The sequence below is a fragment of the Saccharopolyspora antibiotica genome, assembly GCF_047200635.1.
Taxonomy (GTDB): domain Bacteria; phylum Actinomycetota; class Actinomycetes; order Mycobacteriales; family Pseudonocardiaceae; genus Saccharopolyspora_C.
The window spans coordinates 25,155-47,622 of sequence record NZ_JBJZOI010000009.1 but is presented as its reverse complement, the minus strand read 5'-3'; the positions used below and the strand labels follow the sequence as shown (position 1 = coordinate 47,622).

The following is a 22,468-nucleotide window of genomic DNA, read 5'->3' as shown; positions in this document are numbered from 1 at the left end:
CAAGTGACGGACGCAAGGGCCTCCGAGGGGCTCACCGAGGCGGAACGGGCGCTGCTGGCGGCCTTCCGGGAACGTCGCCGCACGTCGGGATCGGACGCGGCGACTTCGCCTCCGAGCTCCGCCGCGGAGCCGGCCGGGCCGGTCGACGCCGACGAGCGGTTGCTGCTGGAGAAGTGGCGGTCCTGGCGGGACCGGCCGCTGACCCGGCCGCCGTGGTTCGCGGCGCTGCGCCAGCGCATCGGCAGCGATCCGGCGCCACCGGTCCCCGCGACCGGACTCGCCGACGAGTCCGGGTACCGGCCGGAGGCGGCGAACCGGTTCGCCGGGATGCTGCTGGGCGCCGCCCGCGCCGAGCAGCTCGCCACCGGCAGGGTGGGTGAACGCACCAGCGCCCTGCTGTTCGCGGTGGAGGGCGCGGTCCGGGCGCACACCGCGCTGCGCGTGCGCGGAACCGACGACCTGCCCGGGGCGGTGCTCGGCGGGCTTCAGCGCTGGCTGCACGCCCGGGGGACGCCCTGGCAGGACTGCGTCGCCGAGGGCGCCCCCGAACCCGACGGCTGGCTGATCGAACGGCGCGAGCTGCGCGGCGACGCGGTCGGCGATCCCGCGCTGCTGGCCGCGCTCACCCGCATCGCCGCGGGAGGCAGGGCCTCCTCGCACGCCTCCGGCGGGAGCGCGGTGCCGCTGGGGGCGGTCGCGGCTCTGTGGTCGACCACCGAGGTGTTCGGCCCCGCCCAGAGCCTCGCCGCGCTGACCCACGGGCACCCGGAGGGCCACCGCCCGGCCGGGGTGCTGGGGGTGGCGATCTCGGCGCTGCTGCACGGGGTGCCGCTGCACGAGTCGTTGCGACGGGCGGTCCGGTCCTGGGAACCGGCGGACTCCCGGCCACCGCTGCTGGAGCGCGCGCTGCACCTCGGCGGCACCAGCCCGGTCGGGTTCGCGCCGGGACCGGCCCAGCTGGACGCGATGGGCGCTGGTCGCACCGGGACCGAGGTCCTCGCCGTAGCGCTGCGCGTCGCGGCCGCCTGCCCCGACGACTTCGCCACCGCGATCGGCGCGGCCGCCGAGCACTCCGGCGACACCGCCACCACCGCCGTGCTGTGCGGGCAGCTGCTCGGTGCCGCGCACGGGCCGGCCGCGATTCCCTTACCCGAGGAGAAACCGGAGGCGCTCGCGGTCCTGGAGCGCCTCGCCGAGGACACCGCCGACGAGTTCGGGCCCTACCCGGACGAGTCCGCCGACTGGTTGCGGCGCTACCCCGTCGGCGCTCCCGCGCGGACCGCCGACCGCACGCGGAGCCTGCACGCGGTCCCCCGGCTGGCGGCCTCCCGGGACCGCTTCCTCGGCGCGGTGCTCGGCTGCGCGATCGGCGAGGCGCTGGGCACCCCGATCGCGGGCGACAGCTGGGACGAGATCCAGGACCGGCACGGCCCGCACGGCCTGCGCAACTACGTGCCCGCCGGGCATCCCGCCGGGCGGCTCGGCAGCGACACCCAGCTGCTGCTGTTCTCCCTGGAGGGCACCATCCGCGCCGGGGTTGCCCGCCGCGAGGCGGAGATCGACGACCCGTCCCGGCACATCCAGCACGCCTACCAGCGCTGGTTGCACACCCAGCACCTCAGCTGGGGCCGCGCCGCGGGCGAGTTCCTGAAGAAGACCCCCGCACCCGACGGCTGGCTGGTGGGGCACCGCGCGCTGTTCCAGACCCGCAACCCGGGGCGGACCATGATGCGCACCCTCATCGCCTTCGCCAAGGGTCAGCAGCCGATGGGCACGCCGGAGCACCCGGTCAGCGATTCGCAGGGCAGCACCGCGGTGATGCGGGCGGTCCCGGCCGCGCTGTGGAGCGAGGACCCCGCCGAGGTGTTCCGGGTCGGGCAGAACACCGCCGCGCTCACCCACGGCGACCCGGTGGCCTACCTCAGCGCGGGGACCCTCGCCTTCCTGGTCTCCCGGCTGCTCGACGGACAGGAGCTGGCCGCCGCCGTGGACGAGGCGATGGCCGAGCTCGGCAGGCACCGGGGACACCAGGAGGTGACCCGCAAGGTCTCGGCAGCGGTGCGCTACGCGGCCTCGGCGGAGACCACTCCGACCCACCTGGAGAGCGGGATCGGCAACGGGTGGAGCGCGGCCGACGCGCTGGCGATCGGGCTCTACGCGGCGCTGGTCGCCGAGGGCGACATCGACGTGGCGCTCCCGCTGGCGGTCAACCACACCGGCAACTCAGCGACCACCGGCGCCGTGTGCGGCAGCCTCGTCGGCGCCCGCTCCGGCGCGGCGGCGATCCCGGAGCGCTGGCGCACCGAGCTGGAGCTGCACGACGTGATCGAGCAGCTGGCCCACGACGCCGTCCTCGAATTCGGCCCGCACCCGCCGGACACCGAGGAGTGGGCCACCCGCTACCCCCCGACCTGAGCGGCTGGATCCAGCCGTGCCGCGCCGCTAACGTGCGGCGCATGGCCGACGAACTCGTGCACCGCACCACCCGCTCCGGCATCGCGACGATCACCCTCGACTCGCCGCACAACCGCAACGCGCTGTCCGCTCAGCTGCGGCGGGAGCTGCGCGAGCACCTCACCGCCGCGCTGGCCGAGGATCCCGTGCGGATGATCGTGCTCGACCACACCGGCCCGGTGTTCTGCGCGGGGATGGACCTCAAGGAGTCCCGCGCCGCCGGGGCCGGTGCGCAGGGCGTGCGCGAGCTGCCCGAGCTGCTGGAACTGCTGTGGACCAGCCCGAAACCGGTGCTCGCGAAGCTGGCCGGGCCCGCCCGCGCGGGCGGGGTCGGGATCGTGGCGGCCTGCGACCTCGCGGTGGCGGCGGATTCGTCGACCTTCGGCTTCTCGGAGGTCCGGATCGGGGTGGTTCCCGCGGTCATCTCGCTGACCGTGCTCCCCCGGCTGCACCCCCGTGCCGCGCACGAACTGCTGCTCACCGGGGAGAACTTCGGTGCCGCGCGGGCCGTGGAGATCGGGCTGCTCAACTCGGCGGTACCCGCCGAGGAGCTGGACGCGGAGGTCGCCCGCTACGCGGGGATGCTGGTGCGCGGCGCACCGAACGCGCTGGCCGCCACGAAGGCGCTGCTGCGGCGGCCCCGATCGGCGGACATCGCGGCCGACTTCGAGGAGGTCCTGGAGCTGTCCGCCCAGCACTTCGCCTCCGAGGAGGGCCAAGAGGGCATCCGGGCCTTCGCCGAGAAGCGCCCGGCCTCCTGGATCCCCCAGGAGTAGTGGTCCCGTTCCGGGCGGAGCCGCTGACCAGCGGCCCGCCGGGCGGTCAGTCCCGCGTGAGCACCGAGGCGAAGGCGCGGCCGCAGATGGTGTTGCTGGCCGCGTCGCGCAACACGGTGTTGATCTTCTGGTACGCCTTCGGATCGTGCTCGGCCAGGTGCTGCGCCCCCGACCAGATCAGCACGTGCTCGCCCTCGGGCAACCAGGACAGATCTGTCAGGCAGTCGTAGAGGGCGTCGAGGTTGCGCCCGGCCCACTCCGGGAACGACAGCACGGCCGCGATCCCGTCCAGGGTCGTGCGCTTGCTGATGAGATCGGTGCCGTCGAGCACGTGGACGGCCGCACCGCGCCGCTCGGCGTCCTCGGCCGCCGCCTGGGCGCTCACACCGGGCTGCTCCAGCTCGCTCACCGCCGGCTCCTTCCGGAAGACCTGAGGCTTCTTCGTCGCAAACATCCCACTCAACCACACGTGCCAACAACCAGGACCGGTTCCGTTCACCGCAATGCCGAGGTGGTCCGGAGTGCTCACCTCGAGCCGATCCCGCCTTCGGCGGGAACTCGCCACGTCCCGGCGGGACCGGACGATTGCGGCAGACCGGGCACAGCCTGCCACACCGCCGGAGCGGCCCGGATTCCCGGCTGAGCCGAACCCGGCCCGGGCCCGGGCTCGGCGGATCCCTGCTGCACGAACCACCCGATCACGACGAGGGCGAGCAGTCCGACCAGGGCGATCGTGATGCGCTTGCGCGAGGTCACCCGGTTCACGGCAGGTCCGCCCCGCGCGAGGTCCGCAGCGGCGGCTCGGCGTCGCGCACGCGGGTCAGCCGCGCCCCGGCCACGTCGATGGCCCGGTCGAGCAACCGGGCCAGGTACCAGCACACCGGCAGCAGCACGACCAGGACCAAGGTCACCAGCAGCGGGTACCACAGCTGGACGAGCCACAGCTCGACGGCGTCCCACCACGCGAACAGCCAGTCCATCACGAGAGGTGAGAGTACGCCGGGCCCCGGCGCGGTTCACCCCACCCCTGGAGCCGCGCTCGCGGCTCAGCCGGTGGGTTCGGGCCGCTCCGCGGTGAGCTGGTCGGAGCGCTCGCGGATGGAGCGGATGATGGCGCCGAAGTCGTACCCGCCGCCGCCCTCGTCGTTGAACCGCTGGTAGAGCTCCGTGGCCAGCTGACCGAGCGCCGCGTCGGTGCCGCTCTGCCGCGCCGCCGACTCGGCCAGCCGCAGGTCCTTGAGCATGAGCGCCGCGGCGAAGCCCGGCTCGTAGTCGTGGTTGGCCCGGCTGCTCTCCACCAGGTCCGGCACCGGGCAGTTCGTGGTCAGCGCCCAGCACTGCCCGGTGGAGATGGAGGCGACGTCGTAGAGCGCCTGGTTGCTCAGCCCCAGCCGCTCGCCCAGCACGAAGGCCTCCCCGACCGCGATCATCGAGGCGCCGAGGATGAGGTTGTTGCACATCTTGGTGACCTGGCCGTGGCCCGGCCCGCCGCAGTGGATCACCTTGCGGGCCATCGGTTCCAGCAGCGCCTCCGCGCGGTGGAAGTGCTCCTCGGACCCACCGACCATGAAGGTGAGCGTGCCCGCTTCCGCACCGGCCGTGCCCCCGGAGACGGGCGCGTCCAGCGAGCCGAACCCGGACGAGCCCGCCAGCGCGTGAGCGGCGCGGGCATCGGCGACGTCCACCGTCGAGGAGTCGACGAGCAGCGCACCGGGCTCCGCGGCGGGCAGCAGCTGCTCGTAGCAGTCCAGCAGCTGCTTGCCACCCGGCAGCATGGTGATCACCGCCTCCGCCCCGGCGGCGGCCTCCGCGGCCGAGGCGACCGGGGTGACCCCGTTCGCGCGCGCCGCCTCCAGGGCCTCCGCGCCCAGGTCGAACCCGCGCACCACGTGGCCGGCCTGGACGAGGTTCGCCGACATCGGGCCGCCCATGTGGCCCAGCCCGATGAAACCGATGACAGCCATTGTCATGTTTCCCTTCTGCGCGGGTGCGGTGTTCGAAACCGGGCGCGAGGCCCGCGGCTCAGCCGGACAGTCCCAGCTCGTCCGCGCCGAGCGGGGCGAAGAACCGCCGCAGGTCCTCCTCGCCCACGTCCTGCAGCCGGTCCGGCGACCACTTCGGGTCGCGGTCCTTGTCGACCAGGGTGGCGCGCACGCCCTCGACGAAGTCGCCCTCGCTGATGCAGCGCAACGCGATCCGGAACTCCTGGTCCAGCGCCGCCTCCAGCGTCTCCGGGCGGCTGCGCAGGGCGCGCAGCGTGACCTTGAGCGAGGTCGGCGACTTCGTCCCGATCGCCTCGGCGGCCCGGGCCGCCGCTTCCTCCGGGCGGGCCCGCAGCCGGGCCAGCACCTCGGCGACGTCATCGGCCGCGTAGGCCTCGTCGATCCACGTCCGCTGCGCTGCCACGGGGGACTCCGGCGGCGCCTCGGCGAGCCGGGCCAGCGCCGCGTCCGCGTCGCCCTCGGCCAGCGCCGCGACGAGGTCCGGGATGCGCTCGCTCGGCAGGTGATGATCGGCCAGGCCCAGCGCCACCGCGTCCGCGCCGCCGACCGGGGCACCGGTCAGCGCGAGGTGGGTGCCCAGCTCGCCGGGGGCGTGGGAGAGCAGGAAGGTGCCGCCCACGTCGGGGACGAAGCCGATGCCCACCTCCGGCATCCCGATCTTCGAGCGCTCCGTGACCACCCGGTGCGAACCGTGCGCGGAGATCCCGACGCCACCACCCATGCACACCCCGTCCATCAGCCCGACCACGGGCTTCGGGTAGTGCGACAGCATCGCGTTGAGCCGGTACTCCTCGGTCCAGAACGCCTTCGGCAGCGCGTCGTCCTGGGCCTTCGCCGCGTCGTAGAGGGCCCGGATGTCCCCGCCCGCGCACAGGCCGCGCTCGCCCGCACCGTCGATGAGCACCACGCGCACCCGGTCGTCCGCGCGCCACTCCTCCAGGGCGGCCGTCATCGACCGGACCATGTCCAGGGTGAGCGAGTTGATCGCCTTGGGGCGGTTGAGGGTGATGCGGCCGAGCGAGCCCTCGACTCCGAGCAGAACCTGCACCGGGGCGGGTGTTGTCATGATGCCGACTCCAGCAGTCCACGGGAAATGATCAGTCGCATGATCTCGTTGGTGCCCTCGAGGATCTGGTGCACGCGCAGGTCGCGCACGATCTTCTCCAGGCCGTACTCGGCAAGGTATCCGTATCCCCCGTGGATCTGAAGCGCCTCGTTCGCCACGTTGAAACCCGCGTCGGTGGCCAGGCGCTTGGCCATCGCGCACAGCCGGGTCGCCCCCGGATCGCGGGAGTCGAGCGCCCAGGCGGCCCGCCACAGCAGCATTCGGGCGGCCTCCAGCTCGGTGGCCATGTCGGCGAGCTTGAACTGCAGCACCTGGAACTCGCTGAGCTTGGCACCGAACGCGGTGCGCTCCCGCACGTAGTCGAGACTGCGCCGCAGCGCGTCCGCCGCGCCGCCCAGCGAGCAGGCGGCGATGCTCAGCCTGCCACCGTCCAGTCCCGCCATCGCGATCTTGAAACCGATGCCCTCCGGGCCGAGCCGGTTGCTCTCCGGAACCCGCACCCCGTCCAGGACCACCTGCCGCGTCGGCTGGGCGTTCCAGCCCATCTTGCGCTCGTTGTGCCCGAACGAGAGACCGGCCGCCCCGCCCTCGACGACGAACGTCGAGATGCCCCGCGCGCCGCTCTCGCCGGTGCGCGCCATCACCACGTACACGTCGGAGCTGCCGCCGCCGGAGATGAACTGCTTCACCCCGGTGAGCACGTAGTCGTCGCCGTCGCGCACCGCGCGGGTCCGCAGGGAGGCGGCGTCCGACCCCGCCTCCGGCTCGGTGAGGCAGTAGCTGGCGCGGGTGCGCAGCGAGCACAGCCCGGGCAGCCAGCGCGCGCGCTGCTCGGCGTCGCCGAAGCGGTCGATCATGCCGGCGACCATGTTGTGGATCGACAGGTACGCCGCGATCGAGGGGTCACCGGAGGCCAGCGCCTCGAAGATGAGCACCGAGTCGAACCGGCCCAAACCGGTGCCGCCGTAGGCCTCGTCGACGTAGATGCCGCCGATGCCGAGGTCCCCGGCCGCCCGCAGCACGTCGACCGGGAAGTGCTTGTCCTGGTCCCACTGCACGGCGTGCGGCGCGAGCTGCTCGGCCGCGAACTCGCGGGCGGTCTCCTGGATCGCCTGCTGGTCCTCGGTCAGCGCGAACGGCGACACCGCGCCGGAGGGGCCGGAAACCGCTGCTACCGACACGTCCACTCCTCAGCTTCGGAAGAGCGGTCCGGGGCCGCGTCGACCCCGGACCGCGCAGATCAGTTCATCGTGGGGATGGTGAAGCTGGCGCCTTCCTTGAGCCCGGAGGGCCAGCGCGAGGTCACCGTCTTCGTCTTCGTGTAGAACTTGATCGAGTCCGGCCCGTGCTGGTTGAGGTCGCCGAATCCGGAGCGCTTCCAGCCGCCGAACGTGTGGTAGGCGATCGGCACCGGAATGGGCACGTTCACGCCGACCATGCCGGTGTCGACGCGGCTGACGAACTCGCGCGCCGCGTCGCCGTCCCTGGTGAAGATGGCGACTCCGTTGCCGTACTCGTGCTCGCTCGGCAGCCGGAGCGCTTCCTCGTAGTCCGCGGCGCGCACCACCGACAGGACCGGCCCGAAGATCTCCTCGCGGTAGATCCGCATCTCCGGGGTGACGTGGTCGAACAGCGAGGCGCCCGCGAAGAACCCGTCCTCGTGGCCCGCGAGCTGGAAGCCGCGACCGTCGACGAGCAGCCGCGCCCCCTCCTCCACCCCGGAGGCGATGAGCTCGTCCACCCGGTCCTTGGCCTGCGCGGTCACCAGCGGCCCGAAGTCCGCGGACTCGTCGAAGCTGGTGCCGATCTTGAGCTGGTTCACCCGCGCGACCAGCTTCTCGACCAGCGCGTCCGCGGTGGCCTGCCCGACCGGCACCGCCACCGAGATCGCCATGCACCGCTCGCCCGCCGAGCCGTAGCCCGCACCGACCAGCGCGTCCACCGCCTGATCCAGGTCGGCGTCCGGCATCACGATCATGTGGTTCTTGGCGCCGCCGAAGCACTGCGCGCGCTTCCCGTGCGCGGCGGCGGTGCTGTAGATGTACTCGGCGATCGCGGAGGAACCGACGAACCCGACCGCCCGCACCCTGGGGTCGGTGAGCACGGCGTCCACCGCGACCTTGTCGCCGTTGACCACGTTGAGCACGCCCGGCGGCAACCCGGCCTCGACGAACAGCTCGGCCAGCCGCAGCGGCACGGAGGGGTCCCGCTCGGAGGGCTTGAGCACGAAGGTGTTGCCCGCGGCGATGGCGGGCGCCGCCTTCCACAGCGGGATCATCGCGGGGAAGTTGAACGGCGTGATGCCCGCGACCACGCCGAGCGGCTGGCGCAGCGAGTACACGTCGATGCCGGTGCCCGCGTTCTCGCTGTACTCGCCCTTGAGCAGGTGCGGGATGCCCACGGCGAACTCCACGACCTCCAGCCCGCGCTGGATGTCGCCCTTCGCGTCGGCCACGGTCTTGCCGTGCTCGGCCGACAGCAGCCGCGCCAGCGAGTCCATCTCCTCGTTGACCAGCTGCAGGAAGCGCATCAGCACCCGGGCCCGCTTCTGCGGGTTCTGAGCCGCCCAGCCCGGCTGTGCCTCGGCCGCGTTGGCGACCGCGGCGGCGACCTCCTCGGCACCGGCCAGCGGGACCTTGGCCTGCACCCGGCCGGTGTTCGGGTCGAACACGTCGCCGAAGTTCCCGGAGTTCCCGGCGACCCGCTTGCCGCCGATGAAGTGCTCCAGCTCCTGGGACATACCGCACCGCACCTTTCGCCGATCTCACCGTTGATCCCGGTCGCGCCCGCCGCCGGAAGCGGCTCTCCCGGAGCTCGCCCCCAGGTGGCACTTATTCGGGGTTCCAACCTTCGGTCACCCAACCATCAGCGTAGCCGATCCGGCCGCAAGAGGTGTCGGGCATCACAGCGGTCGAACGGGTGAACTCCCCGCGCGCGAGTACCGATCGCGCCTCGACCAGCGGCGGAGCCCGGGGGCACCTCCGACGGTCGGGCGGGGATCGCCGGGAGCGAGCCGCGGGTCCGGGTCGCCCGGCCCGCACGAATCCAGCGCCCGGGCACGTTGACCTCCCGCGCCGCGAGTCGCTCGACGCGCCGACTTCACGGACGGGGCACGACGAGATCGTCGACGGACCAGCTCCGGCATCCGCCGCGCTGCGGTGGCCAGAACCGCCCGGAGGAGCGCTCGACAGGGGTCCCCGGACGTTCCGGCACCGGGCGGCGCCGCCCGGAGTTCCCCGCGCGAGCGCTCGCGGGGGCGGGGCTCACCTCGAACCCGGGAGATGGCTGGTCGGAACCGAGCGCGGCGAGGCTCCTCCGGTCTCCCGGGGCGCTTTCCGCGAGGCCCCGCACCACCCGGCCGGTGGCCGTGCACGAGCGGCTGGTCCGGGCGCGGAGCGGGCCGAGGCGCGGGCATCTTCGCGGCCCGCGCCGCGCTGGAAGCCCCGGCGGTCGAGGCGCTCCGCGAGGCCGCGCACCGAACGTCGAACGTCACCGAGCGGCGGAGCGGCCGCCTGAACCCGCGCAGCCGACGACGGCGTCGTTCGACGACGACCCCTCCCCCGGCGAAGGCTCCGCGAGCTCACCCGGAACGCGGCGCCCGCGTGATCCCGGCGGCACAGCCCCGGGTTCCCCGGGCGACCACCGTCCGCTCCGGAGCGGAGCCGACGAGGCGGAACGGGTTGGCAACGACGCTCGCCGTCGTCGACGCCGCAGGAGCCGGGAACGCGGGCCGAGATCCGCGACGCCGTACCTGAGACCGTCGAGCGCGTCGTCGCGGTGTCGAACACCTGAACGCGCAACGGCTCACGGGCGGGTGGTCAGCGCGTCACGTCCCGCTCGGCGAGCCCGAGCGAGACCCGCCACTTCTCGGGGAGGTCGTCAGCGGCCCCGGCGACGTGCTCGCGACGGTCCCGATCCCCCATGCCCAGCGCGAGCACGTCCGCGACCGTCACCGAGTGCCCGGGCTCGCTCAGCACCTCCACCCGGTCACCCGCCGCGATCTCCCCCGGCTGCTCCACCGCGAAGTAGGCACCGGGGCGGCCGACCGCGGCGAACCGCTTCACCAGACCGCGGACGTCCCAGAACCCGGCGAACACCCGGCACGGAGTGCGCGGTCCCGTCACCCGCAGCACCGCGCCACCGACGCGCCAGCGCGCGCCGACCAGCGCGGCGCTGGAGTCACACCCGGCCAGGCTCAGGTTCTCCCCCGCGTTGCCCGGCACCAGGTCCTTGCCCAGCTCCGCCGACCAGAACCGCAGGTCCTCGACGTCGAAGGCGTAGGCCGCCTGGTACCAGGCACCGTGGTGCTCGCGGTCGATCACCTGATCGCCCCGCACGCCGCTCTCGGTGAACAGGACCTTGCCCGGCACCGGTCGCTTGTCGATCCCCGAACTGCCCATCCGGCCGGTCCACGCACCGCTGCGCAGCACCGCGACGTTCACCGACTCCACCTGGCTCACGGGGCCAATCTACGTACGCCGCCGCCCGGGCACCGCGCCCGGTCCGCGAGCACGGGGCGAGCTCACCCCAGCCGATCGCGGGCGGCGGCGAGCGCCGCGCGGGCCTGCTCGACGACCGACCGGACCACCTCGGCGGCCGGGCCGCTCGTCGCCTGCGCGTAGGTCTGTCCGGCCCACAGCGACATCGCCTCGGGATCGCCGGCGCGGCCCGCCGCACCCCGCACCGGTTTCGTGAGGTGGTGCAGCTGCGGGTACGCGGCGGGGGCGTGCGGGCCGTGCTCGCGCAGGAAGCGGTTCACCAGGCCCCGCGCCGGGCGCCCGCTGAACGCCCGCGTGATCGCGGTGTCCCGGGTGCCCGCCGCGAGTTCCGCGCGCTGGGTCGGCGCGGTGCCCGCCTCGTCCGAGCGCAGGAAGGCCGTGCCGAGCTGCCCGGCCACCGCCCCGGCCGCCAGCACCGCGGCCAGATCCGCACCGGAGACGATGCCGCCCGCCGCGATCAGCGGGAGGTCCACCGCCCCGGCGATCACGCGCAGCGCGCCGAGCACGCCGAACAGCTCGCCACCGGCCGCGGACTCCTCGTCGTCCTCGAACACCGCCCGGTGCCCGCCCGCTTCGGAGCCCTGCACGGACAGCAGGTCCGCCCCGGCCGCCGCCGCCCGCCGCGCCTCCTCGGGCGTGGTGACCGTGCAGACCACCTCGATCCCGGCCTCGTGCAACCGGCCCACCGTGGACGGTTCCGGGCAGCCGAAGGTGAACGACACCACCGGTACCCGCTCGGCGATCACCAGCTCGACCTTCGCCTGGTAGTGGTCGTCGTCCCAGTGGCCGGAACCGGCCTGCACGCCGTGACGCGCGGCCTCGGCCTCCACCCGCGCCCGGTAGTCGGCGAGATCGTCCTCGCACCTCGGTCCCGGGACGAAGAGGTTCACCCCGAAGGGCTCCGCGCTGAGCTCCCGGACCCGCCGGATCTGCCCGGTCAGGTCGTCCTCGGCGAGATAACCCGCCGCGAGGAAGCCGAATCCGCCCGCACCACCCACGGCCGCGACCAGCTCGGGGGTGGAGACCCCACCCGCCATCGGAGCCGCGATCACCGGAGCACTCCGCTGCTCGATCATGCCTCCGACCCTAGTTCCGGCCACCCGCGCCCGCGAGGAGCGCCCCTTCCCCGCAGACGGCCTCGCGGCGAGGACCGCACCCGGCGGCTTCCCCCTCAGGCCGAGTTCCCCCGGGACCCGCCGCCCGGCCCACCTCCGAAGACCCGCGTCACGAGACCCGGGCACGCCGGGGGACCCGACATCAGGTGGCAGGCACCCGGCCGCGAACCGCGCTCCACGGGCCCGCCAATCCCGAACGCCCCACCGCTCCGGCCGGAAGCCCGGCGCGGCACCGGATCACGAGGGCCGGACGGGATCCCCGGACCGGCCATCGCCTGCCCGGACCGGGGCCCCTCTCACGGCCGCAGCCCCGCCACGAGGTCCGCCGGGGTGAGCTTGACCGGGAACGGGCGATCGACCTCGAACACCTCGTCGTCGCGCACCCGGGCGACGCGCTGGTACCCGGACCCGCCGACCAGTTCCCAGGCCGCGATCCCCGGTTCCTCCAGGTCCGGATCGACCAGCCAGAAGAACCGCACGCCCAGCCGCGCGTAGACGGCCTTCTTCAACGTCGTGTCCTTGAGCCTGCTGCCCGCCGAGACCACCTCGACCGCGAGCACCGGCGCGGCGGGCAGATCCCGCAGCGTGAGGTCGTCGTGCCGCGCGACCAGGAGGTCCGGCTTCAGCTCGGTGAAGGGGTCCGGCCGCACCGCGAACGGCGCCGGAAGCACGCGGTACTCCGAGGTGCAGGCGATGTGCAGCTGCGAGGCCAGCTCCACCACCGCGGCCTGGTGCGGCCAGCCCGGCACCGGGCTCACCATCAGCTCACCGTCGATCAGCTCGTACCGGCGGCCGTCGTCCGGCCAGCCCGCCAGGTCCTGGGTGTGGAACGGCCGTCCCGTCCCCGCCTCGATGCGCATCATCGTCGTCCCCTTCCGCTCGTGTCCCGCACCGCCGCGGAACCGTTCTGCGATGAAGAGGACCGACGAGGCCGTCCTGATGCACCTCTCACCGGAAGGTGTGACGAAGAAGTGGGCGGGAACCCCCATCAGGGGATTCCCGCCCACCCGCACCACCGCGATCGTGCACACCCCGCCACAGGGCCGCTGGTGCGTTTCCGGGGAGCGCTCCGAAGGGGAGCGCGTCTCCGCCGGGTCGCGAGGCGCCCCGGGCTACCGGGGCCACCCCGCCGGGTCCGGTGCTCGGCACCGGACCAGCTCGGGTCAGAACTGCGCGGTCTCCGTCGAACCGGCCAGCGCCGTGGTCGACGAGTCCGGGCTCACCGCCGTGCTGATCAGGTCGAAGTAGCCGGTGCCCGCCTCGCGCTGGTGGCGCGTCGCGGTGTAGCCCCGCTCCTCGGCGGCGAACTCGCGCTCCTGCAGGTCGACGTAGGAGGTCATGCCGTCCGCGGCGTAGCCCTTGGCCAGGTCGAACATGCTGTAGTTCAGCGCGTGGAAGCCGGCAAGCGTGATGAACTGGAACTTGTAGCCCATGTGGCCGAGCTCGCGCTGGAACTTGGCGATGGTGCTGTCGTCCAGGTTCTTGCGCCAGTTGAACGACGGCGAGCAGTTGTAGGCGAGCATCTGATCGGGGTGCTCGGCCTTGATCGCCTCGGCGAACCGCTTGGCGACCTCCAGGTCCGGCTTCGAGGTCTCCATCCAGATCAGGTCCGCGTGCGGCGCGTAGGCGAGGCCGCGGGCGATGCAGGGCTCGATGCCGTTGGTGACCTTGTAGAAGCCCTCGGAGGTCCGCTCACCGGTGACGAACCTCTGGTCGCGCTCGTCGATGTCGCTGGTCAGCAGCGTGGCCGCCTGCGCGTCGGTGCGGGCGACGACCAGCGAGGGCACTCCCGCGACGTCGGCGGCCAGGCGCGCGGCGTTGAGGGTCTTGACGTGCTGGCCGGTGGGGATGAGCACCTTGCCGCCCAGGTGACCGCACTTCTTCTCGGAGGCGAGCTGGTCCTCCCAGTGCACGCCGGCCGCACCGGCCTGGATCATGCTCTTCATCAGCTCGTAGGCGTTGAGCACGCCGCCGAATCCGGCCTCGGCGTCGGCGACGATCGGCGCCAGCCAGTTCGTCGGCTCCGACTCGGTCTCCGCGGCCTCCGGGTCCAGCGCCTCGGACCAGCTGATCTGGTCGGCGCGCTTGAGGGCGTTGTTGATCCGGCGGACCACCTGCGGGACCGAGTTCGCCGGGTAGAGGCTCTGGTCCGGGTAGGTCTCACCCGCCAGGTTGGCGTCCGCGGCGACCTGCCAGCCGGACAGGTAGATCGCCTTGAGACCCGCGCGGACCTGCTGGACCGCCTGGTTGCCGGTCAGCGCGCCCAGCGAGTTGATGTAGTCGTTCTCCTGGAGCAGCTTCCACAGGTTCTCGGCGCCGTGGCGGGCCAGCGTGTGCTCTTCCTGCACGGAGCCCCGCAGCCGGACGACGTCCGCGGCGGTGTGGGTGCGCTCGACGCCCTTCCAGCGCGGGTCGGTGTCCCACTCGCGCTGGAGCTCCTCGGCGGCCTTGATCGCCTGCTGGCGGGTTCCGGGCTGGAGGCTCATGGTCTTCCCCTCTCGGGCTGTTCGGTGCGGCGTTGCTGAACCCAGTGTTGCTCCGGAACCAGCCAGTTCCGAGAAAAATCAAGGGAAACTTCGTCGTTTTTTCTGCTAGCATCAACGCCATGCCCGAGTTCGCCACCGAAGAAGACCGCAATTTTTCCAACGACCAAGACCTCCTGGTCTTCGGTCAGCGGTTGCGCCACCTCCGCCGCGCCGCCGGGCTCACCCTGGTGGAGCTCGGCGAGAAGGTGGGGCGCGCCCCCTCCCAGCTCTCCTTGCTGGAGAACGGACACCGCGAGCCGAAGCTCTCGCTGCTGCGCGCCCTGGCCGAGGCGCTGGGCAGCTCGGTGGACGAGCTGCTGTCGAAGAAGCCGCCGAACCGCCGCGCGGAGCTGGAGATCGCCGTCGAGCAGGCGCAGCTCGACCCGCTGTACCAGCGGCTCGACGTGCCCCCGCTCAAGGTGGGCAAGCGGGTTCCCACCGAGGCGCTGGAGCACGTCCTCGCCCTCTACCAGGAGCTGAAGCGGCGCGAGACCAAGCAGGTCGCCACTCCGGAGGAGGCGCGCAAGGCGAACGCCGAGCTGCGCCGGATGATGCGCGAGCACGGCAACTACTTCCCGGAGATCGAGAAGGCCGCCTCCGGCATCCTCGAACGGGTCGGTTATCACGGCGGAGCGCTGTCCGAGGGCGTCATCCAGTCCATCGCCACGCACATGGGCTACGGGCTGCGGTTCGTCACCGATCTGCCGCGATCGGTGCGCTCGATCACCGACCTGCGCAACAGCCGGATCTTCCTGCGGCGGGAGTCGCTGGGCATGCACAGCCCCCGGACCATCCTGCTCCAGACGCTCGGCCACCTGACCCTGGGCCACGACCAGCCCCGGGACTTCGCGGACTTCCTGCGCCAGCGGGTCGAGGCGAACTACTTCGCGGCTGCCGTGCTCATGCCCGAGCAGGCCGCGGTCAGCTACCTGCAGCAGGCGAAGGCAGAACGCGATCTGGCCGTCGAGGACCTCCGCGACGTGTTCTCCGTCTCCTACGAGATGGCCGCGCACCGGTTCACCAACCTCGCCACGGAGTACCTGGACCTGGTGTGCCACTTCGTCCGCAACGACGAGACCGGGATCATCTACAAGGCCTACGAGAACGACGGCCTGGTCTTCCCCACCGACCCGGCGGGCGCCATCGAGGGGCAGCGAATGTGCCGGCACTGGGCCGGGAGGATGGTGTTCGCCTCACCGGATCGGTACTCGACGCACTACCAGTACACGGACAAACCGGGAGCGACCCACTGGTGCGTCGCGCACGTCGATCCCAACCGCGGCCGGGACTTCGCCATCACGCTCGGCGTCCCCTACGCGGAATCCCGCTGGTTCCGGGGGCGCGAGACGACGAACCACTCGAAGTCCCGCTGCCCGAACGGAGAGTGCTGCCAGCGACCACCGACGGAGCTGTCGAACCGGTGGCAGGGAATGGTCTGGCCGTCGGCCCGGGCGCACTCGCACGTGCTCTCCGCGCTGCCGTCGGGCACCTTCCCCGGGGTGGACGAGGCGGACGTGTACGCCTTCCTGGAATCCCACTGAGCCCCGGAGTGAGCCGGGTTCCCGGAGTCGCTTCGGGAACCGCGTTCACCGGCGGTGCCGCGGTGGCACGGCCGTCTTCGAGACGAGTTCGATGAAGCGGGTGGCGGCGGGTGAGAGCGGGCCGGGACGCCAGAGCAACCGGCTGGCACGCACCACCTTCGGGCGCAGCGGGAGGACCGTCGCACCCTCCCGGGACGCGCCCACCGCCATCGATTCCGGCAACAGGGTGACGCCCGCGCCGGCCAGCACCAGCGGGACGACCATCGCCAGGTGCGCTGTCTCCACCGACACCTTCGGCCGGAGCCCTCTGGCGGCCACCACGTCCTCGATGACCGCGCGGGTCGCCGTGCCCTCCGGAGTGGCGACGAAATCCCGGGCGGCCAGTTCGGACAACCCGATCCGCTTCTGGGCGTGCTCGCCGGGAGGCAGCACGGCGTAGATCTGCCGTCCGGCGAGCAGGACGCCGTCCATGCCCTCCGGATCGGTGCTGGCGTCGACCACGCCGAGCTCGCACTCACCGGTCCGGACGCTACCGGTCGCGGTCCTGCCCAGCTCCTGGTCGACCACCCGGACGTCGACCTGCGGGTGGTGCCGGAGGAAGTCACCGATCAGCCTGGCCAACGGGTCCACCGCGAGCGTCGTCTGGGCCACGATGTCCAGCCGGCCCGCGGTCAGGCCGAGCACCTGTCGCACCGAGTCCCGCGCGGTGCTCAGGTCCCGCACCACTTGGCGTGCGGGTTCGAGCAGCGCCTCCCCCGCCGGGGTCAGGCGCACGCCGTGCGGAAGCCGGTGGAACAGCTTGCCACCCAGGCGGTTCTCCAACTGCCCGATCGCGGCGGACAGCGACGGTTGCGCGACGCGCAGCGCCTTGGCCGCGCCGGTGAAGCTGCCCTGCTCGGCGATGGCGAGGAAGTACTCGACCTCTCGACGCTCCACACCGCCTCCTTCCCGTCCGGGCCACCGTAATCGCCGCGGGCGGTGTGCCCGGTCCGGCGAACGTCCGCCGGACCGGGCAGCGGATCAGTCGTGCGCTGCGCGGAAGCGCTCCCGCCCCGCATCGGACTCCAGATCGCTGGCCAGGTCGTCGCCCAGGTCGAAGCGGACCGACCGCAACCGACCGGTGAAGGCGTTGTCCACCGGCGCGTAGTCGTCCACCACCGGGGACGCCCGGTCCACACCCACGTCGAAGGTTTCGTCGAAGGCGAAGTAGTACGGGATCGTCGCCTCGATCCGGCCCGAGGTGACCTCGGCGCCGTCGACGATCAGCCGCGCCTCGCCGCCCTTGCCGACCCCGCCACCGTCGTAGCCGAAATCGAGCCGCACCTCGTGCTCACCGGCCGCCAGCCGCTCTCCGGTGATCTTGTAGATCTCGATGCCGAAGTAGTTGTAGGCGTAGCTGGGCCGCCCCTCGTGGAAGTACAGCGACCAGCCTCCGAAGCGCCCGCCCTGGGCCACGACCACGCCGCCGGCCCCGCCCTCGGGCACCTCGACCAGTGCGGTGATCACGTGCGAGCGGTTCTTCACGTTCGGCGCGGTCTCCTCGGTGAGCCGCTTCGCCCCGGCGTGGAAGGTGATCGTCCGGCGGTCGCCGAACAGGTCGAGCCGACCGGCCTCCTTCGGGTTCTCCCGCTCCGTCATCCTGTCGTCCAGCGGGAACACCTGGTGCTTGGCCGCCTCCACCAGGAACAGCTGCTGCAGTTCGCGCAGCTTGCCCGGGTGCTCGGCGGCGATGTCGCGGGCCTGGGTCCAGTCCACGTTGGTGTCGTAGAGCTCCCAGCGGTCGTCGTCGAAGGACCGGCGGGTGCCGTCCTGCACCATCTCCCACGGCGTCCCGTGCCGGGTCACCGCCATCCACCCGTCGTGGTAGATCCCGCGGTTGCCGACCATCTCGAAGTACTGCACGCGGTGCCGGTCGGGCGCCTGGGCGTCGTTGAAGCTGTAGAGCATGCTGGTGCCCTCGATCGGCTGCTGCGACACGCCCTGCACCGAGTTCGGATGCGGGATGCCGGCTGCCTCCAGGATCGTCGGCATCACGTCGATCACGTGGTGCCACTGGTCGCGGATCGCACCGCGCTCCTCGATCCCGCGCGGCCAGTGCACGATCATCCCGTCCCGGGTACCGCCGAGGTGCGAGGCGACCTGCTTGGTCCACTGGTACGGGGTGTTCATCGCCAGCGCCCAGCCGACCGGGTAGTGCGCGTGGGTGGTGGCGTCGCCGAGGGCGTCCCGGTTGGCGTTGATGAACTCGGCGGTGTCGGGGATCCCGGTCGCGAAGCGGTGCTCGTTGAGCGTGCCGCCCAAGCCGCCCTCGGCGGACGCACCGTTGTCCCCGAGGATGTAGATGAAGATCGTGTTGTCGAGCTCGCCGAGTTCGTCCAGCGCGTCGACGAAACGCCCCACCTGGTCATCGGTGTGCTCGGCGAAGCCCGCGTAGAGCTCCATCAGCGACGCGGCGGCGCGCTGCTCCTCCTCCGAGAGCTCGTCCCAGTGCGGCACGCCTTCGGCCCACGGCGCCAGCTCCGCGTCCTGCGGGACCACGCCGAGCTCCTTCTGGCGCTCCAGGGTGATCTCGCGCTGCCGGTCCCAGCCGTGGTCGAACGCCCCGCGGTACCTGTCCCGGTACTCCTGCGGCACGTGGTAGGGCGCGTGCGTGGCACCGAACGGCAGGTAGGTGAAGAACGGCGTCTCCGGCTTCAAGGTGTGCCTGGTCCGCACCCAGTCGATCGCCTGGTCCACCAGGTCCTCGGAGAGGTGGTAGCCGTCCTCCGGCTTCCGGTCCGGCTCGACCGGGTTCGTGCCGTCGAAGAGCACCGGGTACCAGTGGTTCATCTCCGCGCACAGGAAGCCGTAGAACTTCTCGAACCCCTCGCCGGTCGGCCAGCGGTCGAAGGGCCCGGCCGGGCTGACGTCCCGCGCCGGGGTCTGGTGCCATTTGCCGAACGCGGCCGTGTTGTAGCCGTTGCCGCTGAGGACCTGCCCGAGGGTGGCGGCGCTGCGCGGTCGGATGCCGCAGTAGCCGGGCGCCGCGCTGGACATCTCGGTGGTGACGCCCATGCCGACCGAGTGGTGGTTGCGCCCGGTCAGCAGGGCCTGCCGCGTCGGGGAGCAGATCGCGGTGACGTGGAAGCGGGAGTAGCGCAGCCCGCCGTCGGCGAGCCGCTCGGCGGCGGGCATCCGGCACGGGCCGCCGAACGAGCTGGAAGCACCGAAGCCCATGTCGTCGATGAGCACGAGCACCACGTTCGGCGCACCGGCCGGAGGAGTCAGCGGCGGCGCCGGGACGAAGGCCGGGTCCTGATCCCTGGCGTCGAGCGAGGTGGCGGAAGGGGGCGGGGCGTCCGGAATCGGCAGGTGTTCACGCGATACATCGGATGCTCCCATGTGCTACCTCCTGAGCGCTGCGTTTGAAACGGGCACGGGAGGGGAAAACCGCAACTGGCGCAACGATTTCCGCGGCTCCGCGGTGCAGACCGAATGCTAATCGGCGAACTGCCGCGAACGAGGTTTCGCGCGCTCCGGAGGGGGCCCGGCGGTGCGGCGCGCAGCACATCGGGCGGGGAGCCGACCTGGTCGGGACCGCCCGGGCGCACGGCCAGACCGGTTCACGATGCACGCCATAGGCGACGGCTATGGCGGCCCGATCAGGGCGTGCGGCGCCCGATGGTGGGCACCGCACGCTCCGGGGTCACTTCTTCGACTTGGACTTGTCGTCCTTGCCCGAGTCGTCGGTGGACAGCGCGGCGACGAAGGCCTCCTGCGGGACCTCGACCCGACCGATGGTCTTCATCCGCTTCTTGCCCTCCTTCTGCTTCTCCAGCAGCTTGCGCTTCCGGCTGATGTCACCGCCGTAGCACTTGGCGAGCACGTCCTTGCGGATGGCGCGGATCGTCTCGCGGGCGATGATCCGCGACCCGATCGCCGCCTGGATCGGCACCTCGAACTGCTGGCGCGGAATCAGCTCGCGCAACTTCGAGGTCATCTTCGTGCCGTAGGCGTAAGCCGAGTCCTTGTGCACGATCGCGCTGAAGGCGTCGACCGGCTCGCCCTGCAGCAGGATGTCCACCTTCACCAGCTGCGAGCTCTGGGTGCCGGACTCCTCGTAGTCCATCGAGGCGTAGCCGCGGGTGCGGGACTTGAGGTGGTCGAAGAAGTCGAACACGATCTCGGCGAGCGGCAGGGTGTAGCGGAGCTCCACCCGGCTCTCCGAGAGGTAGTCCATGCCTTCGAGCCGACCGCGCCTGCTCTGGCACAGCTCCATGATCGTGCCGACGAACTCGGACGGGGCGATCACGGTGCACTTCGCGATCGGCTCGTGGATCTCGCCGATCTTCGACTCCGGCCAGTCCGAGGGGTTCGTGACCTCCAGCTCCTCGCCCTCCTCCAGCTTCACCTGGTACACGACGTTCGGCGCCGTCGAGATCAGGTTCAGGCCGAACTCGCGTTCCAGCCTGTCCCGGGTGATCTCCAGGTGCAGCAGGCCGAGGAACCCGCAGCGGAAGCCGAAGCCCAGCGCGCCGGAGGTCTCCGGCTCGTAGGTGAGCGCCGCGTCGTTGAGCTGCAGCTTGTCCAGCGCCTCGCGCAGGACCGGGTAGTCCGAACCGTCGACCGGGTACAGGCCGGAGTAGACCATCGGCTTGGGTTCGCGGTAGCCGCCCAACGCCTGCTGCGCGCCCTTGCGCTCGGCGGTCACCGTGTCCCCGACCTTGGACTGGCGGACGTCCTTCACCCCGGTGATCAGGTAGCCGACCTCGCCAACGCCGAGCCCGACGGAGACCTTCGGCTCCGGGGAGATGATCCCGACTTCGAGCAGTTCGTGCGTGGCACCGGTGGACATCATGCGGATGCGCTGGCGCGGGGTGATCTTGCCGTCGACCACGCGGATGTAGGTCACCACGCCGCGGTAGGTGTCGTAGACCGAGTCGAAGATCATCGCGCGCGGCGGGGAGTCGTGCTCGCCCTGCGGCGCCGGGATCTGACGCACGACTTCGTCGAGGACCGCGCCGACGCCCTCCCCCGTCTTCGCCGACACCTTCAGCACGTCAGAGGGCTCGCACCCGATGATGTGCGCGAGCTCGGCGGCGTACTTCTCCGGCTCGGCGGCAGGCAGGTCGATCTTGTTGAGCACCGGGATGATCTGGAGGTCGTGCTCCATCGCCAGGTACAGGTTCGCCAGCGTCTGCGCCTCGATGCCCTGCGCCGCGTCGACGAGCAGGATCGCGCCCTCGCAGGCCGCCAGCGAACGGCTCACCTCGTAGGTGAAGTCCACGTGACCGGGGGTGTCGATCATGTGCAGCACGTGGTCGACACCGTCCTTGGTCCACGGCAGGCGAACGTTCTGCGCCTTGATCGTGATGCCGCGTTCCCGTTCGATGTCCATCCGGTCCAGGTACTGCGCCCGGTAGGCCCGCTCCCCCAACACCCCGGTGAGCTGCAGCATCCGGTCGGCCAGCGTCGACTTGCCGTGGTCGATGTGCGCGATGATGCAGAAGTTCCGGATGCGCTCCGGGTCCGTGAAGGTGTTGTCGGCGAAGCTGCTCACTCGGTGTTCCTTGGGATCTCGGGGTCCTCGCGGGGCGCGCGTTCAGCCCACATCGTCCCACGTGGCGACCCGCGCCCAGTGCCCAACTCCGGGGGCGGGCCCGCCGGGCTCAGCGGGGACGCTGGTCGAAGCGGATCGGGTGGCCCTCCGGGATCTCGACGAGCGCGATGCGCAAGCCGTCCGGATCCGCGATCCAGGCCTCGTCGAGCCCCCACGGGCGACGAGTCGGCTCGGACTCGGCGGGCACGCCGAACTCCCGGAGGCGGTCGAACTCCGCGCGCACGTCGCGCACCTGCAGCCACAACGCCTGATCCGGGCTGGGACCGTGCTCCCCCCGGCCGGACAGCTCGAGGAAGCCCTGCCCGAGGAAGAACACGGTGCCGCCGGGGAACTCGCGGGCGATCGCGAGCCCGAGCACGTCGCGGTAGAAGCGCAAGGAGCGCTCGGGGTCGAGCGGCCGGACGATCACGCGGCTGTTGAGGACCTCCACGAGTTCCGTTGTACCCGGGCCGCGCCGAGGCCGAAACGACGTCGGGCCCCGCACCACGAGGGTGCGGGGCCCGACGCGCTGATCACCAGGATCAGACCAGGCGCACGCCGCTGGCCTGCGGGCCCTTCTGGCCCTGGGTGATCTCGAAGGTCACGGCCTGGTTCTCTTCCAGGGTGCGGAAGCCGTTGCCGTCGATGGCCGAGTAGTGGACGAAGACGTCCGGGCCGCCACCGTCGGGGGAGATGAAGCCGAAGCCCTTCTCCGAGTTGAACCACTTCACAGTGCCCTGTGCCATCTCTGTCTCCTCACAGCTGATGAGTAACCGGCGTCGCACCGCGCGAGCACCGGGGCCTAGTCCAGACGGCGAACTCTCCAGCTTGCGCTCAGGACAGAGTCGCGCCCGCAACTTTCGCGAGCGTGTCGAACACGAACACAAAAATCGGCCGACTCATACAACCAC

19 protein-coding genes are annotated in these 22,468 nt (G+C 71.9%); 3 read left to right on the top strand and 16 right to left on the bottom strand.

Going from position 1 to position 22,468, the window contains the following annotated elements; translation table 11 throughout:
• Positions 1–3 precede the first annotated feature (3 nt).
• Together ACL03H_RS09180 and ACL03H_RS09175 are read left to right on the top strand one after the other, a co-directional pair.
• On the top strand, positions 4–2,415 hold the full coding sequence (locus ACL03H_RS09180) for an ADP-ribosylglycohydrolase family protein (RefSeq protein ID WP_412810702.1): 2,412 nt from the start codon (positions 4–6) through the stop codon (positions 2,413–2,415).
• 41 nt (positions 2,416–2,456) lie between these two features.
• Positions 2,457–3,230 carry an enoyl-CoA hydratase-related protein gene (locus tag ACL03H_RS09175; RefSeq protein ID WP_412810701.1) on the top strand — a complete coding sequence of 258 codons (774 nt, stop codon included), beginning with the start codon at positions 2,457–2,459 and terminating at the stop codon, positions 3,228–3,230.
• Between the two features lie 46 nt (positions 3,231–3,276).
• Here the strand turns inward: ACL03H_RS09175 and ACL03H_RS09170 are convergent, their stop codons facing one another.
• The 11 genes from ACL03H_RS09170 to aceA form a co-directional block, all read right to left on the bottom strand.
• A complete protein-coding gene (locus ACL03H_RS09170; protein ID WP_412810700.1) occupies positions 3,277–3,639 on the bottom strand; it encodes a barstar family protein in 363 nt (120 codons plus the stop codon).
• A gap of 116 nt (positions 3,640–3,755) precedes the next feature.
• Positions 3,756–3,986 carry a hypothetical protein gene (locus tag ACL03H_RS09165; protein ID WP_412810699.1) on the bottom strand — a complete coding sequence of 77 codons (231 nt, stop codon included), beginning with the start codon at positions 3,984–3,986 and terminating at the stop codon, positions 3,756–3,758.
• A 5-nt stretch (positions 3,987–3,991) separates the two neighbouring features.
• A complete protein-coding gene (locus tag ACL03H_RS09160) occupies positions 3,992–4,210 on the bottom strand; it encodes a hypothetical protein (protein WP_412810698.1) in 219 nt (72 codons plus the stop codon).
• Between the two features lie 66 nt (positions 4,211–4,276).
• A complete protein-coding gene (gene mmsB, locus ACL03H_RS09155) occupies positions 4,277–5,200 on the bottom strand; it encodes a 3-hydroxyisobutyrate dehydrogenase (RefSeq protein WP_412810697.1) in 924 nt (307 codons plus the stop codon).
• Between the two features lie 52 nt (positions 5,201–5,252).
• Positions 5,253–6,299, bottom strand: a complete 1,047-nt coding sequence (locus tag ACL03H_RS09150) for an enoyl-CoA hydratase/isomerase family protein (RefSeq protein WP_412810696.1) — start codon at positions 6,297–6,299, stop codon at positions 5,253–5,255.
• Complete coding sequence (locus ACL03H_RS09145) at positions 6,296–7,480, bottom strand: acyl-CoA dehydrogenase family protein (RefSeq protein ID WP_412810695.1); 1,185 nt, start codon at positions 7,478–7,480, stop codon at positions 6,296–6,298. The genes ACL03H_RS09150 and ACL03H_RS09145 overlap by 4 nt, the downstream gene beginning before the upstream one ends.
• Before the next feature lie 59 nt (positions 7,481–7,539).
• Positions 7,540–9,039 carry a CoA-acylating methylmalonate-semialdehyde dehydrogenase gene (locus ACL03H_RS09140; protein ID WP_412810694.1) on the bottom strand — a complete coding sequence of 500 codons (1,500 nt, stop codon included), beginning with the start codon at positions 9,037–9,039 and terminating at the stop codon, positions 7,540–7,542.
• A 1,078-nt stretch (positions 9,040–10,117) separates the two neighbouring features.
• Complete coding sequence (locus ACL03H_RS09135; RefSeq protein WP_412810693.1) at positions 10,118–10,759, bottom strand: MOSC domain-containing protein; 642 nt, start codon at positions 10,757–10,759, stop codon at positions 10,118–10,120.
• A gap of 62 nt (positions 10,760–10,821) precedes the next feature.
• Complete coding sequence (locus ACL03H_RS09130) at positions 10,822–11,874, bottom strand: nitronate monooxygenase (RefSeq protein ID WP_412810692.1); 1,053 nt, start codon at positions 11,872–11,874, stop codon at positions 10,822–10,824.
• Positions 11,875–12,209: 335 nt separating this feature from the next.
• Positions 12,210–12,776 (bottom strand): Uma2 family endonuclease, encoded by a 567-nt coding sequence (locus ACL03H_RS09125; RefSeq protein ID WP_412810691.1) that lies wholly within the window; start codon positions 12,774–12,776, stop codon positions 12,210–12,212.
• Positions 12,777–13,076: 300 nt separating this feature from the next.
• The gene (gene aceA, locus ACL03H_RS09120; protein ID WP_412810690.1) at positions 13,077–14,399 is read right to left on the bottom strand and encodes an isocitrate lyase; all 1,323 of its coding nucleotides are present in this window, start codon (positions 14,397–14,399) and stop codon (positions 13,077–13,079) included.
• Positions 14,400–14,518: 119 nt separating this feature from the next.
• Here aceA and ACL03H_RS09115 point away from each other — a divergent pair, with 119 nt between their 5' ends.
• Complete coding sequence (locus ACL03H_RS09115) at positions 14,519–15,979, top strand: helix-turn-helix domain-containing protein (RefSeq protein WP_412810689.1); 1,461 nt, start codon at positions 14,519–14,521, stop codon at positions 15,977–15,979.
• A gap of 45 nt (positions 15,980–16,024) precedes the next feature.
• On the opposite strand, the gene ACL03H_RS09110 is transcribed toward ACL03H_RS09115, so the two are convergent.
• From ACL03H_RS09110 to ACL03H_RS09090, 5 genes are all read right to left on the bottom strand, one after another.
• Complete coding sequence (locus ACL03H_RS09110; protein WP_412810688.1) at positions 16,025–16,915, bottom strand: LysR family transcriptional regulator; 891 nt, start codon at positions 16,913–16,915, stop codon at positions 16,025–16,027.
• A gap of 84 nt (positions 16,916–16,999) precedes the next feature.
• The gene (locus ACL03H_RS09105; RefSeq protein ID WP_412810687.1) at positions 17,000–19,360 is read right to left on the bottom strand and encodes an arylsulfatase; all 2,361 of its coding nucleotides are present in this window, start codon (positions 19,358–19,360) and stop codon (positions 17,000–17,002) included.
• Between the two features lie 304 nt (positions 19,361–19,664).
• A complete protein-coding gene (gene lepA / locus ACL03H_RS09100; RefSeq protein ID WP_412810686.1) occupies positions 19,665–21,518 on the bottom strand; it encodes a translation elongation factor 4 in 1,854 nt (617 codons plus the stop codon).
• A 109-nt stretch (positions 21,519–21,627) separates the two neighbouring features.
• On the bottom strand, positions 21,628–22,008 hold the full coding sequence (locus tag ACL03H_RS09095) for a VOC family protein (protein WP_412810685.1): 381 nt from the start codon (positions 22,006–22,008) through the stop codon (positions 21,628–21,630).
• A gap of 91 nt (positions 22,009–22,099) precedes the next feature.
• Positions 22,100–22,303, bottom strand: a complete 204-nt coding sequence (locus ACL03H_RS09090) for a cold-shock protein (protein ID WP_412810684.1) — start codon at positions 22,301–22,303, stop codon at positions 22,100–22,102.
• Positions 22,304–22,468: the final 165 nt, after the last annotated feature.

Bases quoted from the DNA above. Each gene is read 5' to 3' on its own strand.
- ACL03H_RS09175 (WP_412810701.1), top strand. From the start codon at position 2,457: ATGGCCGACGAACTCGTGCACCGCACCACCCGCTCCGGCATCGCGACG.
- ACL03H_RS09160 (WP_412810698.1), bottom strand. From the start codon at position 4,210: ATGGACTGGCTGTTCGCGTGGTGGGACGCCGTCGAGCTGTGGCTCGTC.
- mmsB (WP_412810697.1), bottom strand. From the start codon at position 5,200: ATGACAATGGCTGTCATCGGTTTCATCGGGCTGGGCCACATGGGCGGC.
- ACL03H_RS09150 (WP_412810696.1), bottom strand. From the start codon at position 6,299: ATGACAACACCCGCCCCGGTGCAGGTTCTGCTCGGAGTCGAGGGCTCG.
- ACL03H_RS09140 (WP_412810694.1), bottom strand. From the start codon at position 9,039: ATGTCCCAGGAGCTGGAGCACTTCATCGGCGGCAAGCGGGTCGCCGGG.
- ACL03H_RS09130 (WP_412810692.1), bottom strand. From the start codon at position 11,874: ATGATCGAGCAGCGGAGTGCTCCGGTGATCGCGGCTCCGATGGCGGGT.
- ACL03H_RS09125 (WP_412810691.1), bottom strand. From the start codon at position 12,776: ATGATGCGCATCGAGGCGGGGACGGGACGGCCGTTCCACACCCAGGAC.
- aceA (WP_412810690.1), bottom strand. From the start codon at position 14,399: ATGAGCCTCCAGCCCGGAACCCGCCAGCAGGCGATCAAGGCCGCCGAG.
- ACL03H_RS09115 (WP_412810689.1), top strand. From the start codon at position 14,519: ATGCCCGAGTTCGCCACCGAAGAAGACCGCAATTTTTCCAACGACCAA.
- ACL03H_RS09105 (WP_412810687.1), bottom strand. From the start codon at position 19,360: ATGGGAGCATCCGATGTATCGCGTGAACACCTGCCGATTCCGGACGCC.
- ACL03H_RS09090 (WP_412810684.1), bottom strand. From the start codon at position 22,303: ATGGCACAGGGCACTGTGAAGTGGTTCAACTCGGAGAAGGGCTTCGGC.